The sequence below is a fragment of the Pseudomonas sp. B33.4 genome, assembly GCF_034555375.1.
Classification (GTDB): Bacteria; Pseudomonadota; Gammaproteobacteria; order Pseudomonadales; family Pseudomonadaceae; genus Aquipseudomonas.
In genome coordinates this window covers 1,503,439-1,519,745 of sequence record NZ_CP140706.1, presented here as the reverse complement: position 1 = coordinate 1,519,745, position 16,307 = coordinate 1,503,439, and the positions used below count along the sequence as shown (strand labels likewise).

Genomic DNA, 16,307 nt, shown 5'->3' with positions numbered 1-16,307 from the left:
GGAGTGAGCCTGCTCGCGATCGCGGTGTGTCAGACACATCAGTTTTGACTGATCCGACGCTATCGCGAGCAGGCTCACTCCTACAGGGGCTCGCTGGTGATCTGAAGTGTTTTTTTCATCCGGGACGGCCCGGATGTCTGTCGAAAAACGGCGGGACGGCCCGCTTCCCCTTCAGGGGTTATGCCATGTTCGAAAAAGTCCTCATCGCCAACCGTGGCGCCATCGCCTATCGCATTCTGCGCACCCTTGAATCCTTGCAGGTCAAAGGCGTGGCGGTGTATTCCGAAGCCGACGCCGCGAGCCTGCACATCCTGCACGCCGATGAAGCGCACAGCCTCGGTGAAGGCGCCGCAGCGGGCACTTATCTGGCCGTCGAAAAGATCCTCGCCATTGCCAAACAAAGCGGCGCCACGGCGATCCATCCCGGCTACGGATTTCTCTCGGAAAACGCCGCGTTCGCAGAAGCCTGCGCAGCGCACAACATCGCCTTCATCGGCCCGACGCCCGAGCAACTGCGCGTGTTCGGCCTCAAACACACGGCCCGCGCGTTGGCCAAGCAGCACGGTGTGCCGATGCTTGAAGGCACCGAACTGCTCGACAGCCTTGACGCTGCACTGATCGCCGCTGAGCAAGTCGGTTACCCGGTGATGCTGAAGAGCACCGCCGGCGGTGGCGGCATTGGTATGCGTGTGTGCCGCAGCGCCAGCGAATTGAGCGAATCGTTCGACGCAGTAAAACGCCTCGGCCAGAACAATTTCAGCGACGCCGGGGTGTTCATCGAGAAGTACATCCAGCGTGCCCGGCATCTGGAAGTGCAGGTGTTCGGCGATGGTCGCGGTGAGGTTATCGCCCTCGGCGTGCGTGACTGTTCGGTGCAGCGGCGCAATCAGAAAGTCCTCGAAGAAACCCCGGCGCCGAACCTGCCGGACGGCATGGCCGATGAGCTGTGCGCGGCGGCAATCAAACTGGCGAAAGCGGTGAACTACCGCAGCGCCGGCACGGTGGAATTCGTTTTCGACAGCGAGGCGCAGCGTTTCTATTTTCTCGAAGTGAACACGCGATTGCAGGTGGAGCACGGTGTTACCGAACAGGTCTGGGGCGTTGATCTGGTGCGCTGGATGATTGAGCTGGCCGCGGGGGAATTGCCGCCGCTGAGCGAGTTGTATCGCCAACTGAAACCTGAAGGCCATGCGATTCAGGCGCGGCTGTATGCGGAGGATCCGGGGCGGGATTTCCAACCGAGCCCAGGTCTGCTGACGGCAGTGGAATTCCCGCCGGCTAACGGTATTCAGCTGCGTATCGATACCTGGGTCGAGGCCGGCTGCGAGATCCCGCCGTATTTCGATCCGATGATCGCCAAGGTCATCACCTGGGCGCCGACCCGCGAACAGGCGCGTGCCGAGTTGCACCAGGCGTTAGGCGACAGTCTGTTGTACGGCGTGGAAACCAACCGCGATTACCTGCGGCAGATTCTCCTCGATGCTCCGTTCGCCAGCGGCGAGCCGTGGACCCGTTGCCTGGAAGGTCTGGTTTATCGCGCCAACACTTTCGAAGTGCTCAGCGCCGGCACACAAACCAGCGTGCAGGATTATCCCGGCCGCCTCGGCTACTGGGCCGTTGGTGTGCCGCCGTCGGGGCCGATGGACAGTCGCGCGCTGCGCCTGGGCAACCGCTTGCTCGGCAATGCTGAAGGCGCGGCGGCGCTGGAAATCACCATGAGCGGGCCGCTGCTGCGCTTCAACTGTGAGGCGGTGGTCGCGGTGACCGGTGCGCCAATCGCGCTAACGTTTGAGGGTGAAGGCGTACCGATGAACACCGCGCTGCTGATCCCGGCGGGCGCGACGTTGCATCTGGGCAGCATCAGTGGCGCCGGGGCACGCAGTTATCTGTGCCTGCGCGGTGGTTTGCAGGTGCCGGATTATCTGGGCAGCAAAAGTACTTTCACCCTTGGCCAGTTTGGTGGGCATGGCGGACGGGCGTTGCGTGCCGGGGATGTATTGCATATCCCTGCGCTGACTGACCGCAGTGCTGGTCAGCAGCTGGCCGAACAGCACATCACCGCGTTGCCAGTAGTGCGGCAGATTCGTGTCATTTATGGCCCGCACGCTGCGCCGGAATACTTCACCGAAAACTACATCAACACATTCTTTGAAACCCAGTGGGAAGTGCATTTCAACTCCAGCCGCACCGGTGTCCGCCTGATCGGGCCGAAGCCGGAATGGGTGCGTGCCGACGGTGGCGAGGCCGGGTTGCATCCATCGAACATTCACGACAATCCGTATGCCATCGGCGCGGTGGATTTCACCGGTGACATGCCCGTCATCCTCGGCCCGGACGGCCCGAGCCTTGGCGGGTTTGTCTGCCCGGTGACGGTGATCGAAGCGGATCTGTGGCAATTGGGGCAGCTCAAGGCTGGCGATAAAATCCAGTTCATCCCCGTCGACCTCAAGACCGCCCGCGATTTCGCCCTGAAATGGGATCAATGTAGGAGTGTGCCTGCTCGCGATGAAGTTGATGCGGTGCCTGAACTGGCCTCATCGCGAGCAGGCTCACTCCTACAGGGGGTTGTGTCGCCTGTGGTGCTGGAGTTGGGTCAAGGTGATATGCGCCTGGTCGGGCGGGTTTCTGGGGATACTCATCTTTTGCTGGAAATCGGCGAGCCTGAACTCAACCTGGTCCTGCGCTTCCGCGCCCACGCCCTGATGCAAGCACTGGAAAGCAAAACCCTGCACGGCGTGATCGATCTCACCCCCGGCATTCGCTCATTGCAAATCCACTACCAGCCCGAGCAACTGCCACTCGCCGATCTGCTCGGCATCATTGCCGGCGAGTGGGACGCGGTGTGCGCCGCCAACGACCTGCAAGTGCCGTCACGCATCGTGCATTTGCCACTGTCCTGGGATGACCCGGCCTGCCAGTTGGCCATCGAGAAATACATGACCACCGTGCGCAAGGACGCGCCGTGGTGCCCGAGCAATCTGGAGTTCATCCGCCGCATCAACGACCTGCCCAACCTCGACGAAGTGCAGCGCACGGTGTTCGAGGCGAGCTATCTGGTGATGGGGCTTGGCGACGTTTACCTCGGTGCGCCAGTCGCCACGCCGCTCGATCCACGTCATCGTTTGGTCACGACCAAATACAACCCGGCACGCACCTGGACCGCCGAGAATTCGGTGGGCATCGGCGGCGCCTACATGTGCGTGTACGGCATGGAAGGCCCCGGCGGTTATCAGTTTGTCGGGCGCACCTTGCAGATGTGGAATCGCTACCGCGAAGTCGCCGCGTTCGATGGCAAACCGTGGCTGCTGCGCTTCTTCGACCAGATTCGTTTCTACCCGGTCAGCGCCGATGAGCTGCTGCGCATCCGCCGCGATTTTCCACTGGGGCGCTTCGATCTCAACATCGAACACAGCCAGCTCAACCTCGCCGATTATCAGGAGTTTCTCAGCCGCGAAGCCGAAGGCATCAGCGCCTTTCGCGCTCAGCAACAGGGCGCCTTCAATGCCGAGCGCGAACGCTGGATCGCCAGCGGTCAGGCGCATTTCGACAGCGAAGAAGCCCTGCCAGAATCGACCGAGGATGCGCCACTGGCCGACGGCGAACACAGCGTCGACAGCCACATTGCCGGCAATCTCTGGCAGGTGCAGGTCGAGGCCGGCAGCCGTGTCGCGGCGGGCGATGTGCTGGTGATTCTCGAGTCGATGAAGATGGAAATCCCGGTACTCGCGCCGCTGGCCGGGGTGGTGCGCGAGATCCGCGTACAGCCCGGTTCGGCGGTGCGTGCCGGACAACGGGTCGTGGTGCTGGAACTCGACTGAAGCCAATTGGATAAGGATCAACTCATGAATCTGCAACTCGATGTTCTGCGCCAGGCCTATCGCAATGGCGACACCACACCGTGCCAACTGCTGCTGAAACTGCGCGAAAAAGCCGCCGCGCTGAACCCGGATTACCACCTGTTCATTCATCTGCTCAGCGTCGCCGAACTGGAGCCGTATCTGGCTGCCCTCGATGGTCGTGATCTCGACAGTCTGCCGCTGTACGGCGTGCCGTTTGCGATCAAGGACAACATCGATCTGGCCGGCATTCCCACCACCGCCGCCTGTCCGGATTTTGCTTATGTGCCGGAGCGCTCGGCGACCATCGTCGAGCAACTGATCGCGCTGGGGGCGATTCCGCTGGGCAAGACCAATCTCGATCAATTTGCCACGGGGCTCAATGGCAGCCGCTCACCGTATGGCGCGTGCCCGAACAGCGTGTTGCCGGAATATCCGTCCGGTGGTTCCGGCGCCGGTTCGTCGCTGGCGGTGGCGTTGGGCGTGGCGAGTTTTGCCTTGGGCACCGACACCGCAGGCTCCGGTCGGGTGCCGGCAGCTCTGAACAATCTGGTCGGATTGAAGGCGAGCAAAGGCCTGATCTCCACCGCCGGCGTGCTGCCGGCGTGTCGTACGCTGGATTGCGTAACTACGTTTACCGCCACCGCGCGTGAGGCCAGCCAGTTGCTGGCGCTGACGGCAAAACTTGATCCGCGCGATGAGTACAGCCGTCGCAATCCATCGTGGAATGACGGCTCGGCGTTTGGTGCACCACGCGCGTTTCGTTTCGGCGTGCCCCGCGCGCAGGATCTTGAGTTCTTCGGTTGCGTCGAAGGGCCGCTGTTGTTCGGCGACGCCATCGATCAACTCAAGGCCCTGGGTGGCGAAGCGGTCGAACTGGACCTGTCGCCATTCCTTGAAGCCGCGCGCCTGCTTTACGAAGGGCCGTGGGTGGCCGAGCGTTACAGCGTGGCGGGTGAGTTGATGGAGCACAATCCCGAAGCCATTTTACCGGTGATCCGCGCCGTGCTGGCCAAAGCTCCGGCGGTGACCGGCGTGCAGACTTTCCGCGCGCAATATCGGCTGCAAACCTTGAAAGCGTTGTGCGATCAGGCACTCGAAGGTCTCGACTGCGTGCTCACACCGACCATCGGCCGTCCGGTGACGCTGGCCGAACTGCACGCCGAACCGGTGCTGCGTAACTCCGAACTGGGTTACTACACCAACTTCATGAACCTGCTCGACTACGCCGCCGTCGCCGTGCCAAGCGCGTTCATGGCCAATGGATTGCCGTGGGGCGTGACGCTGTTTGGCCGGGCGTTCACCGATCAATATCTACTGAGCGTGGCCGATGCGCTGCAGCGTCAGCTGGATTCGGAGTTGCCGACACCTGCGAACGTTGCGCGCCATGATCGCGCACGCATCGTGGTGTGTGGCGCGCATCTGCAAGGGTTGGCGTTGAACTGGCAACTGACCCAGCGGGGTGGACGCTTGCTGGAGACGACGTTGAGTTCGCCGGATTATCAACTGAATGCGTTGGCTGGCGGCCCGCCGCTGCGTCCGGGCATGGTGCGGGTCAAGGACGGCGGCGTGGCGATTGCGGTGGAAGTGTGGGAATTGCCGAGCAGCGAATTGGGCTCGTTCCTCACCGGGATTCCAGCACCGCTGGGACTGGGCAAGGTGCAACTGGCGGATGGTCGCTGGGAGAGCGGGTTTATCTGCGAGCCGTATGGTCTGGAAGGAGCGCTGGACATCAGCCATTTGGGGGGATGGCGGGCGTATCTTGAAACTCGCAGCTGATCCAGAAACCAACCCACCCTAGCCCTCTCCCTCCGGGAGAGGGGACTGACCGAGGTGTTTGTCAGGTGGTTGCCATTCAGTGACACCCCGTCGAACTCAGGTTTTGAAATCACCACAATCTAGCTCCCTCTCCCTCCGGGAGAGGGCTGGGGTGAGGGAGCGATCCTGCAGACACACCCTCTACGTCATATCCCCCGCCATTTCAGGCACAAATCCCGCAGTCTTTTCCCGACCATCCCACTAGAATGCATGCCATCGGGCCACTGCCAACGGAACTGCCATGCCGCTTCGTTCTCCCCTCTACTCGCAACACTCGCTGGTCCTGACGCTGATCGCCCTGCTCGGCGCCGGTTTTCTCGCCACCTCGTTGCTCAGCTACTACGCCTCCCGAGAGTCGATCCGCGACAACATCGTCAACACAGAATTGCCGCTGACCTCCGACACGGTGTACTCGGAAATCCAGAAAGACCTGGTCCGGCCGATCCTGATCTCCTCGATGATGTCCCGCGACACCTTCATGCGCGATTGGGTGGTCAACGGCGAGCAGAATCCCGAGCAGATGACCCGCTACCTCGACGAAGTCATGACCCATTACGGCGCCTACACCGCGTTCTTTGTTTCCAACGCCAGCCACACCTATTACCACGCCAAAGGCGTGCTCAAGCAGGTCAAGGTCGACGAACCGCGCGACACCTGGTACTTCCGCGTGCGTGACATGAAGGATCCGTACGAGATCAACGTCGACCCGGATCTGGCCAACAAGGACAACCTGACCTTCTTCATCAACTACAAGGTTTACGACTACCACAACCGCTTCATCGGCGCGGCGGGCGTCGGTCTGACCGTGGACGCGGTGATCAAGCTGATCGACAAGTATCAACAGCGCTATCAACGCAGCGTGTACTTCGTCGACACCTTCGGCCGATTGGTGTTGACCGGCGCCGACGGCGGCCCGGAAGGCGCGCACATCGGCCAGAGCCTGAGTGAACTGGAGAGCATGAAAAGTCTGGTCAGCCAGTTACCGAAACCCCACAGCGGCAGCTACGAATACTCCGCCCACGGCCAGGGACATTTCCTCAACGTGCGGTTTATCCCGGAGCTGAACTGGTATCTGTTTGTCGATAAACGCGAAGACGGCGCGCTGAGTGAAATCCGTCAGTCGCTGTATCTCAATCTGCTGATCTGCCTGCTGGTGACGCTGATTGTTCTGGCGCTGCTCAACCGCGTGATCAAACGCTATCAAAGCAAAATTCAGGCGCAGGCCATTCTCGACAGTCTCACCGAACTGCCCAACCGCCGTGGCTTCGACATTCTCGCCGCACAGGCCCTGCACGAAGCGCAACGCGAAACCAAACCGCTGACCGCGTTGCTGCTCGACCTCGACCACTTCAAAGTGTTGAACGACACCTACGGGCACATGGCCGGCGATCAGGTGTTGATCGGTTTTGCCCGCGACCTGCAAAGTTGCCTGCGCCACGCGGACATTGTCTGCCGCTGGGGCGGTGAGGAATTTATCGTGTTGCTGAAGGACACCGACGGCGACACCGGTCAGAAAATTGCCGAGAAGATCCGCCAACACGTCGAACAACACGAATATGCCTACGACGGCCATCGCCTCAATCTGACGGTGAGCATCGGCGCCACCACCCTGCAACGCGATGACACCTTGCACAGCTTGCTGTCGCGGGCCGATCATGCGATGTACCGGGCCAAACAAACCGGCCGCAACCGCACCTGCGTGGAAATGCCTCACTCGACTTATGCCTGATTCCGACGTTAAACCCGACCATTGCCCGGCCTGCGGCGCCCGTAACGACTGCAGCCTGGCCGACCCGCGCACCGCAGACCGCGAATGCTGGTGCTATGGCGTGAGCATCGATCCGGCCGTACTTGAAGCGCTGCCGCCAGAACTGCGCAACCAATCCTGCCTGTGCCCACGTTGCGCGCAAGTCGAGGCGCAACTGCAAGCAGCCAGGCGGCCGATCCCGTAAGATGCGCGCCCCTTCATTGATCGAACTCTGAACATGCGCGTCGACCGATTCCTCAGCAACCTGCCCCGTTACAACCGTCAGCAGGTTCGCCTGTTGCTGGTGGAAAAGCGCGTGCGGGTTGACGGAAAAGTCGTCAGCGATCCGCACAGTGAAGTGCTGGAGTTCAGCCGCGTCGAAGTCGATGACGAAGTCCTGCAAAGCGGCAAACCGGCGCGCTACTTCATGTTGCACAAGCCGCCGGGCTGCGTCAGCGCTACTCGCGATCCGCAACACCCGACCGTGCTCGACCTGATCGATGAACCGGACAAGGACGATCTGCACATCGCCGGGCGCCTGGACTTCAACACCACCGGTCTGATGCTGATCACCAACGACGGCGCGTGGTCGCGACGCCTGACCCAGCCGCAGACCAAATTGCCGAAGGTCTACTACGTCGAGACCGAGCAGGAGATTGGCGCGCAATATGCGAGCACCTTTGCCGAGGGGATTTACTTCGCGTTCGAGGATCTGACCACGCAGCCGGCGCAGTTGGAACTGCTCGGGCCACGGTCGGCGCGGCTGAGCATCGTCGAGGGTCGTTACCATCAGGTGAAGCGCATGTTTGGGTTCTTCAACAATAAAGTCCTGCGCCTGCACCGCGAATCGATGGGCCCGCTGCTGCTCGATAACGCGCTAAAACCGGGCGAGTACCGCGCTTTGCGCACCGAAGAGATCCATTTGTTCTAAGCCCGCGACCGCTCAGCAGAAGTTGTCGAACAATTTACCAACGGCACTTGCGCGATCCCGACTCCCCTGCTTGAATCAGGACGTCGGCCAAATTGTGACCGATGAGTCACAGCATACCTCTAAGAAACTTTTTGCCGGTAGAGAGCCTTCAAGGCTCCGCCTCAGCCGGCAGACTGCCCGCCAATAACAATACCCGTCGACCGCAGTCATGGATCGACATGGGCCAAGCAAATTCCAGGCGTATGCCTACCTGTCACAAAGCTCGTGCAATCTCTATTTGCGCGCATACCCGCTTGCTTGCCAGGAGTCTTATGACATGAGGCCAGAAATCGCTGTGCTGGATATACAGGGTCAGTATCGGGTTTACACGGAGTTCTATCGCGCAGACGCCGCAGAAAAGACCATCATCCTGGTCAACGGCTCGATGGCCACGACTGCGTCGTTTGCACAGACTGTGAAAAACCTGCACCCGCAATTCAACGTGGTCTGCTACGACCAGCCCTACGCGGGTCGGTCAAAAGCCCACAACCGCCATGAGAAACATCTGACGAAAGACGTCGAAGGGCAGATTCTGCTGGAGCTGATCGACCACTTCGCCGCCGAACACGTGCTGTCGTTTTCCTGGGGCGGTGCCGCGACGCTGGTCGCCCTCGCCCACCAGCCACGGCGCATTGAACGGGCGGTGATCAGCTCTTTCTCGCCGGTGATCAACGCACACATGCTCGATTACCTCGAACGCGGCGTCGACTACCTCGGCCAGCGTGACGGCGACCGCGTCGGCCATCTGGTCAACAACACCATCGGCAAACACTTGCCGTCACTGTTCAAACGCTTCAACTACCGCCACGTCAGCAGCCTCGCCGAGCACGAATACGGGCAGATGCACTTCCACATCAGCGACGTGCTGCACAGCGATCGGCAGTGCTATCTGAATGCAGCGAAAAAGATCAACGTGCCGGTGCTGTTTCTAAACGGCGAATGGGACGAATACACCGCTGCCGAAGACGCGCGCCTGTTCGGCAACCACGTGGCGCAGAGCACGTTTACCACGCTGCAAGCCACCGGGCACTTCCTCGACATGGAACACAAGGCCGCGTGCCGCGATAGCCAGAATGCCCTGCTCGGCTTTCTGAAACCGGCGCCGCAAGCCAGCCGAACGCGTTACTCGTTTGTTCAGGATCAACATGCATTGGCTATTTGAAAGAGTGTCTTCGCGTGCGGGACTGCGGGATCGAGATTTTGCTTTTCTCACCGCAGTGCTCGCCCGCGATTGACCGTTTTCAGTGATTCAAAGCGTTCATGAGTAAAAGAAAAACTTCAAATCCGTGGCCGAGTCTGGTACAAAGTCAGCCGCTCTGAGCGGGTATAGTTTAATGGTAGAACAGTAGCTTCCCAAGCTTCCGACGAGGGTTCGATTCCCTCTACCCGCTCCACTCGAATATGAATCTCACGTTGTGTTTTTTGACGGGGGATGCAGGAACAGAAAAAACCGGCCTTGATGGCCGGTTTTTTTGTGCCTGAAAAAATCCGATGCTGCATTTCGAAACAATGCAAAAACCTGCAACACACTCTGAATCCTTGGGGATTCAAACCTCTGAGCCGAATGACGGACAATGACCACTTGGTGGTTATAGTGTTGATCACAAAAGCCAAGTAGGTATAGGCCAGCTCGTCGCAGACGGTTGGTCTTTAGTGCGGGTCAGAGGCAGCCACCATCACTTCAAACAACCAGTCAAGCCTGGACTGGTCACTGTGCCGCATCCGAAGAAAAATCTGTTGAAGAAAACGGCCATCAGTATTTTGCAATAAGCGCTGCTCTGACTTGTTCAGGTCATCGGCGCGATGGAGGAAACGAATATGCTCTACCCGATTGCGATTTCAATAGGTGATGAGGAACACGCCTGGGGCGTGGAGGTGCCGGACATTCCGGGCTGCTTTTCGGCTGGCGATGATCTGGATGATGCCGTCGCCATGGCTCGCGAAGCCATCGAGGGACATTTCGAAATTTTGGCTGAGGACGGTGCGCCGATCCCGCCTGCGAGCAAACTGGGCGTGAACGTCGCTAATCCGAAGTACGCAGGATGTGCATGGGCCGTGGTCGATATAGATGTCGTGAAGTACTTGGGTAAAGCCCAGAAACTCAACATCACGTTGCCGGGGCATTTGCTCAACCGCATTGATGAGTATGTGTTGCATCACCCGGAAGAGAAAAGCCGCTCGGGCTTTCTGGCGTCGGCGGCTCTGAAAGTTTTGCAGCAGGGTTGAACCTTGGCGCGTCAACCCGTGCTGGCCTATCCTACTGATTAAACCTAATTACATTTTCTTGTGAGTTAAAGGATATTTTTAGGTTTAATCCACAGTATATTGCGTACTGAGAATCAAAACTGAACGCCGACGGTACACACGACATGCTGGATTTAAGCCTCACCACCGCAAGCGAGATCGTCAAACGGATTTGCCACCGCCTGCGCACAGAACGATTGGCTTTGGAGATGACACAGGCAGACGTGGCCGCTCGCGCGGGCATTGCGACGAATACGGTGTCAAACCTTGAAGCCGGTCGTAATGTGAGTTTCGACAACATGGTGCGAGTGGCGATGGTTCTCGGGCGCGAAAAGGAACTCGAAGGGTTGTTTCTGCCAAGGCTCGAAACTCTGGACGATATCATTCGCTACGAAAAAACGGCCAAGCGTCATCGCATCAAAAGGAAAGCCGACAATGCTTGAACAAGTTGACGTCTATTACGAGGGCTGGGGTGAACGTTGGCGGTGGGGCACACTTGCTTCGACGAAAGCCCTGACCGGTCGCCCGCAGGTCATGTTTGAGTACAGCGATGAGGCAAAAAACAGAGGGCTGGAACTCTCCTCCTTGAGGCTTCCATTACAGGGAGCCAGGTTAAACCGGGATTTCCCGTCACATCAGCTGGGACTGCCTGGGCCGGTTTATGACTCGCTGCCAGATGGCTGGGGCATGTTGCTGATGGACCGATTGTTCAAACGTCGAGGCCTCAACCCCGCGCGCATAGGCCCCTTGGAGCGGCTAGCCTACATTGGCAACAATGCCATGGGGGCCATGTCGTTTGAACCTGTTGCACCCGAGGCGCTGGAACCGCAAATGCATGTTCCCATCGAGCTGCTCGCGTCCGAAGTGCAGGAGGTACTCAAAGGTAAAGGTGGAGAGCTTCTCCAGAAACTGCTACTGATCGGAGGCTCTCCACAGGGCGCCCGACCAAAAGCGCTGGTGTATCGCGATCCGCACACTGACGCCTTTACTACGGCTGCCACTCCCGGTTTCGAAGCCTGGTTGGTGAAGTTTCCGGCTCAGCAAGAACATCCCGAGGTGTGCGCCATCGAAATGGTCTATGCCGAATGTTTACGCTTGTGCGGTATCCAAACCCCTGACACTCGTTATTTCAGCCTGTCTGAAGGAATGGCCGCTTTTGCCACCAAACGCTTTGACCGACAAAACGACTTGCGGGTGCCCATGCAGAGTCTTGCAGCCTTTACCGGTGCGGACTTCAGATCCCCAGGGGCGCTGGACTACGTCAACTTCTTGCGTGCGACTCATAAGTGCAGCAATGACGTACGAGAGAAAGCCGTAGCGTTTGAGCGGGTCGTCTTCAATGTCGCATTCAACAACCGAGACGACCATCCGAAGAACTTTGCTTACATCATGTCGCCTGGCGGAGACTGGAAATTAGCGCCGGCCTATGACGTCACTTTCTGCGAGGGGCCGGGAGGCTATCACCAGATGGACGTGATGGGTGAAGCCTTGGAAATTGGAAGAGAACACCTGCTCAACCTTGCAGTGGAGGCTGAAGTAAACGCCGCTACGGCCGCCGACATCATTGACCGATTTTGCGAGGTGGCTAGCCGATTCTCAGCCATGGCTAAAAGCTTGTATCCGGGTGTGATCACCCAGGAAACATTGCGCACCATTCAACAACGCATCGATCAAAACATCGGGCTACTTGCCGGAAGTCGTGCTGCCAGGTAGCCGTCTCGAGAAACCGGCACTCATTGGCCGGTTTCTTTGGCGTCTTGAAGCGAAAGGGTTAACCCACCGGCACAACCTTATCCAGCGCCTGATTCACCGCCAATTCCCCCAACATGACGACCTGCGCGATGCCGAGTGCAGTCTTGCGGTGTGAGGTATCCAGCAGCGCGGCGAAGTTGTTGAGCATGGTGGTGGCCGAGCCGAGTGTTTCGCTGGCGTTGGCCAGCAGAGACTCGGTGTCGTAGGCAGGGTTGGCGAGGTACATCGGTTCGGGTTCGTGGGTGGAACCCATGATTCTGGCCGTGGGGCTGAGGTAGTGGTCGAGGGCGCGTTCGGCGGCTTCGTGGAATTTCTTTGAGTTGGGTGATTCGTAGGGGGATGCCGGATCGGTTTCCGGCGGATTTGGCGTTACCTTGAACATGGAATCTTCCTTTTATGGTAACTGCAACCATCCCGCTGCTATACGAAAGGGTGGCAGCTGTACGCAAGTTAGCAGACCGGTAGGAAGTCCAAAACCCGGCGCACCCGAGGGTGCCATGCGCACAGCCACCATCAAGTGCAGGCGATGCCTGACTGGAAGATACATGTGCAACCGTTGGTCAGTCCTAGCCGGGCTGCTAAACCCGATCACTGGAAATCAGTGACGCGAACCAAGTTACCGACCGCCTGCCAAGCGCACAAGCCGGCGGATTCTGGCGTAGTGGTAGGCAACGGCGCAAGGATTTGTAGGCATCAGGACGTAACACCGAGCGCTTATAAACACTGGCCACCGAGTGCGTTTAAGCAGCCAAAAACCTTGCAGAATTTTCTGACATTACAGATCCACAACACTCCATCGATTTTCACCTTCCTCTCGACCGACTAGCATTTCCCTTTCAGCCACCACCCTCCCCCTGCGCGGCCATCGACGAATACGCGCCATCACTTTCGAGGGATTCCAATCGCGGCCACTTTGCCGCTGACGACCGAACTCAAAAGAGTATTTCAACATGACGCAAAACATTTACGATGATCCCGAATTTTTCCAGGGCTACAGCCAGATGAACCGCTCAATCGGCGGCCTCGACGCGGCGCCGGAGTGGCCGGCGCTTAAAGCGCTGTTGCCATCCATGCATGGCTTGAACGTGGTGGATCTGGGCTGCGGTTATGGCTGGTTCAGTCGTTGGGCCATTGAGAATGGCGCGGGGAGTGTGTTGGGGCTGGATGTCTCGGAGAAGATGCTGGAGCGAGCGCGGGCTACCACGACGGCGGCGAATATTCGGTATGAACGCGCCGATCTGGAACAGCTCGATCTGTCCGCCTGTAGTTTTGATTTGGCCTACAGCTCACTGGTGCTGCATTACATCAAGGATTTGCCGGGGCTGTTTGCTCACCTGTACGCGGCACTGAAACCGGGTTCGCACTTTGTGTTTTCCATTGAGCATCCAATCTTCATGGCGCCGCGTAATCCGGGTTGGTTGATTGACCGTGACGGTAACAAGCGTTGGCCGCTGGACAGCTATCAGTTGGAGGGTGAGCGGGTGACGAACTGGCTGGCTGAGGGCGTGATCAAGCAACATCGTACGGTCGGGACATTGCTCAATTCGCTGATCGATGCGGGGTTTACCATTCGACATGTCAATGAATGGGGGCCGAGCGATGCTGAAGTCGCGGCGCAACCGGCGCTGGCAGAAGAGCGGGAGCGGCCGATGATAATGTTGGTGGCGGTGCAGCGCTTTCGAAGTGCGCGAAACACCCCGGCCGGAACTGGGCGCCAGTCTTCCATAGGTTGATTTGGAGAATGAGTGTTATTTGTGTTAATGATCTGAGAGGAGCGGCCGCCGAGTGGGGACTCCTCCACCTTGGTGACCGCGCCAAAACAATCGGAGGTTGTGAACCTCTAAAACAAATCCCGATGGACTCTTAAGTTTTATTTCGATGATTAGCACATTAGCTCGTTGCAATATCGGCGCTTCTGGCTTTTTTGCGAAATTTATTTCGAGTGATAATATCAAACTTTAATAATTTCAAAGTTAGTCGACGGAAAAACACTTTAGCGATCGGTCTTGTTTTTCTTCGGAGGGTAGGTATTGATGAGGCCACAATCCAAAACAATAATATCGGCACAATAATTATGATGCCCACTAGGAGTACTATTAGCTGAGAGCAGTCTTTTATAAACTGAACCATTGAGAAACTCCTTTGGTATGTATGATGCTTCAATAGCGCGTCCGAAATTACATTTGTACCTATGGCCGCTGATATTGCAGGGAAGAGATAACTGAAAATAGCCTGATACTTTAGGAAGTTATCGTAAACACTTTGCGATAATTGATTTTTGTTAATTAGCGACACTGCTTCCGTTTGCATTTCTATGAATTGGACATGACCATATGCGCCAAGACAAATCAAACAGACGCCAAGAAATATTACTACTGGCCGCGTAAACTCCCCGCTCAAGAATAGCCCACAAGTCAATAGAGCCAGCATCAATAAGCTAGCGGCAATTATTGACAATATAGTAGGTGAGTAAATTGGATCGAATGGCATGTTGGTTTCCGATGCGGGTTTAAATATGATTTGACTGTGGGTATATACGTATCATCTTATGGACTACGTTTTTTTTGGATGATTTGCATTATCTACACAGTACTGTACTGAAACTAAATTCATACTCCGATGAACCTAGATTACTTTCTTGTAGCTCAATAGCGTAGTCATGCTAAGTTGATCTTTACACTGTCTTGCCTAATGTGCGCTCTTGGCGTATCAAGCCATATAGCGTTTACCTGTGCAAGCTATTTGCCACCATTGGGCCCGATGTCTGCTTTCGTCAAAAGGAGACGGGGGGGCAATTCCGGTGCATAAGGTCTCTGGTCGCCCCTCAGTTCGACAACTTGCGTGAAAACACGCCTATAGGTACTCACCCTACCGCTAGATTGTTTACGCAAAAGGGCATTTGATGCGTCAGCGACGAGGGAGAGTGATCATGATGCTGAAGATCCGCGCGGTTTTGTATTGTCACGTGTATCGGATTGTCGTCACGGTGCCGTCATGCGTGCCATGCTCGGTTTCAGGAGACGCGAGTACTCCATCAAGCTGGTCACCCTTATGGAAGGATAGAAGTCTATGGCGAACAGACACCTTTACAACAAAGATGCGTTAAGTGAATTTGGCGAATTCAACGGGGTCGCGATGTACTCCGCAAGGCCAACTACTATCAGCTCAGGTGACCTGATATATGTAGTTTCTGGAAGCGCAGACAAGTTGAAACGTTATTTTTTTCATGGGATTTATCGATATACCAAAGAGGAGGAAACAGATAAGCGAGGACGGCGTAAATATCTGATCGAGGCCTTTACCCCCCTCGCACCACCGCTTGAAATTACAAAAAAAATGCTTCCTGAGGGGCATACATTTAACACGTTCATTGGAAGCCACATCACCTCTTTAGAGCTGGTGCGGGACGATTACAAAGCGCTTTACGACGAGATGATAGCTACTAGTGCTCAGTACAGATCGTCCTTAGAGAAAGATATTGAAGAAATGACTCGCACTGACTCTAGAGATGCGTCGATTACAAGAGAGGTGATGTGTCGGCTAGGCCAAGGTGAGTTTAAGAAAAATGTCATGAGAGTCTGGGGGAGTAAGGTATGTGCTCTAACAGGCATCGACGTGCCCGAAATGTTGATCGCCTCACACATCAAACCAAGGGCCGAATGTGAAGACGGGGAGCACCGAAATGGCTGCAACGGCATTCTTTTGGCCAGTCACATCGACAAACTTTTTGATAGTCATCTAATAACCTTTCGGGAGGGTGTGGGTGGATTTTCGTTGGAGGTCAATCCGAAATATGCGGAAATTTTGGACAAACATTTTCAACTTAAAAAAAGACGGCTTGAGCTTGGAGAAATGAAACCCTCCGATTCGAGAGAAATTGGTGCTTTTTTGCGCTTTCATAACAACGCGTTTGATCTAAAGCGGGGGACGTAACGCCCTA

13 protein-coding genes and 1 tRNA gene are annotated in these 16,307 nt (G+C 57.0%); 13 read left to right on the top strand and 1 reads right to left on the bottom strand.

What is annotated here, in order from left to right; translation table 11 throughout:
- Nucleotides 1–185: 185 nt before the first annotated feature.
- From uca to U6037_RS06705, 11 genes are all read left to right on the top strand, one after another.
- Entirely contained in the window at nt 186–3,818 is a 3,633-nt protein-coding gene (uca, locus tag U6037_RS06755) for an urea carboxylase (protein WP_322846211.1), read from the top strand.
- Between the two features lie 24 nt (nt 3,819–3,842).
- A complete protein-coding gene (atzF, locus tag U6037_RS06750; RefSeq protein WP_322846210.1) occupies nt 3,843–5,615 on the top strand; it encodes an allophanate hydrolase in 1,773 nt (590 codons plus the stop codon).
- Between the two features lie 280 nt (nt 5,616–5,895).
- Complete coding sequence (locus U6037_RS06745) at nt 5,896–7,383, top strand: sensor domain-containing diguanylate cyclase (RefSeq protein ID WP_322846209.1); 1,488 nt, start codon at nt 5,896–5,898, stop codon at nt 7,381–7,383.
- The gene (locus tag U6037_RS06740; RefSeq protein WP_108225318.1) at nt 7,376–7,606 is read left to right on the top strand and encodes a cysteine-rich CWC family protein; all 231 of its coding nucleotides are present in this window, start codon (nt 7,376–7,378) and stop codon (nt 7,604–7,606) included. The genes U6037_RS06745 and U6037_RS06740 overlap by 8 nt, the downstream gene beginning before the upstream one ends.
- 33 nt (nt 7,607–7,639) lie before the next feature.
- Nucleotides 7,640–8,332, top strand: coding sequence for a pseudouridine synthase (locus tag U6037_RS06735; protein WP_322846208.1), 693 nt, complete (start codon nt 7,640–7,642; stop codon nt 8,330–8,332).
- Nucleotides 8,333–8,648: 316 nt separating this feature from the next.
- A complete protein-coding gene (locus tag U6037_RS06730; protein WP_102900243.1) occupies nt 8,649–9,533 on the top strand; it encodes an alpha/beta fold hydrolase in 885 nt (294 codons plus the stop codon).
- Between the two features lie 158 nt (nt 9,534–9,691).
- A tRNA-Gly gene (locus U6037_RS06725) sits at nt 9,692–9,765 on the top strand.
- A gap of 226 nt (nt 9,766–9,991) precedes the next feature.
- Nucleotides 9,992–10,141 (top strand): type II toxin-antitoxin system HicA family toxin, encoded by a 150-nt coding sequence (locus U6037_RS06720; protein ID WP_322847290.1) that lies wholly within the window; start codon nt 9,992–9,994, stop codon nt 10,139–10,141.
- A 48-nt stretch (nt 10,142–10,189) separates the two neighbouring features.
- Nucleotides 10,190–10,597 carry a type II toxin-antitoxin system HicB family antitoxin gene (locus U6037_RS06715; RefSeq protein ID WP_186623803.1) on the top strand — a complete coding sequence of 136 codons (408 nt, stop codon included), beginning with the start codon at nt 10,190–10,192 and terminating at the stop codon, nt 10,595–10,597.
- Between the two features lie 143 nt (nt 10,598–10,740).
- The gene (locus U6037_RS06710; protein WP_007911474.1) at nt 10,741–11,058 is read left to right on the top strand and encodes a helix-turn-helix domain-containing protein; all 318 of its coding nucleotides are present in this window, start codon (nt 10,741–10,743) and stop codon (nt 11,056–11,058) included.
- Nucleotides 11,051–12,328 (top strand): type II toxin-antitoxin system HipA family toxin, encoded by a 1,278-nt coding sequence (locus U6037_RS06705; protein ID WP_322846207.1) that lies wholly within the window; start codon nt 11,051–11,053, stop codon nt 12,326–12,328. The genes U6037_RS06710 and U6037_RS06705 overlap by 8 nt, the downstream gene beginning before the upstream one ends.
- 58 nt (nt 12,329–12,386) lie before the next feature.
- Here U6037_RS06705 and U6037_RS06700 read toward each other — a convergent pair whose 3' ends face one another.
- Nucleotides 12,387–12,749 (bottom strand): DUF6124 family protein, encoded by a 363-nt coding sequence (locus U6037_RS06700; RefSeq protein ID WP_322846206.1) that lies wholly within the window; start codon nt 12,747–12,749, stop codon nt 12,387–12,389.
- A gap of 568 nt (nt 12,750–13,317) precedes the next feature.
- On the opposite strand from U6037_RS06700, the gene U6037_RS06695 reads away from it, so the two are divergent.
- The gene (locus U6037_RS06695; protein WP_322846205.1) at nt 13,318–14,100 is read left to right on the top strand and encodes a class I SAM-dependent methyltransferase; all 783 of its coding nucleotides are present in this window, start codon (nt 13,318–13,320) and stop codon (nt 14,098–14,100) included.
- A 1,336-nt stretch (nt 14,101–15,436) separates the two neighbouring features.
- Nucleotides 15,437–16,300, top strand: a complete 864-nt coding sequence (locus tag U6037_RS06690) for an HNH endonuclease (protein ID WP_322846204.1) — start codon at nt 15,437–15,439, stop codon at nt 16,298–16,300.
- Nucleotides 16,301–16,307 lie beyond the last annotated feature (7 nt).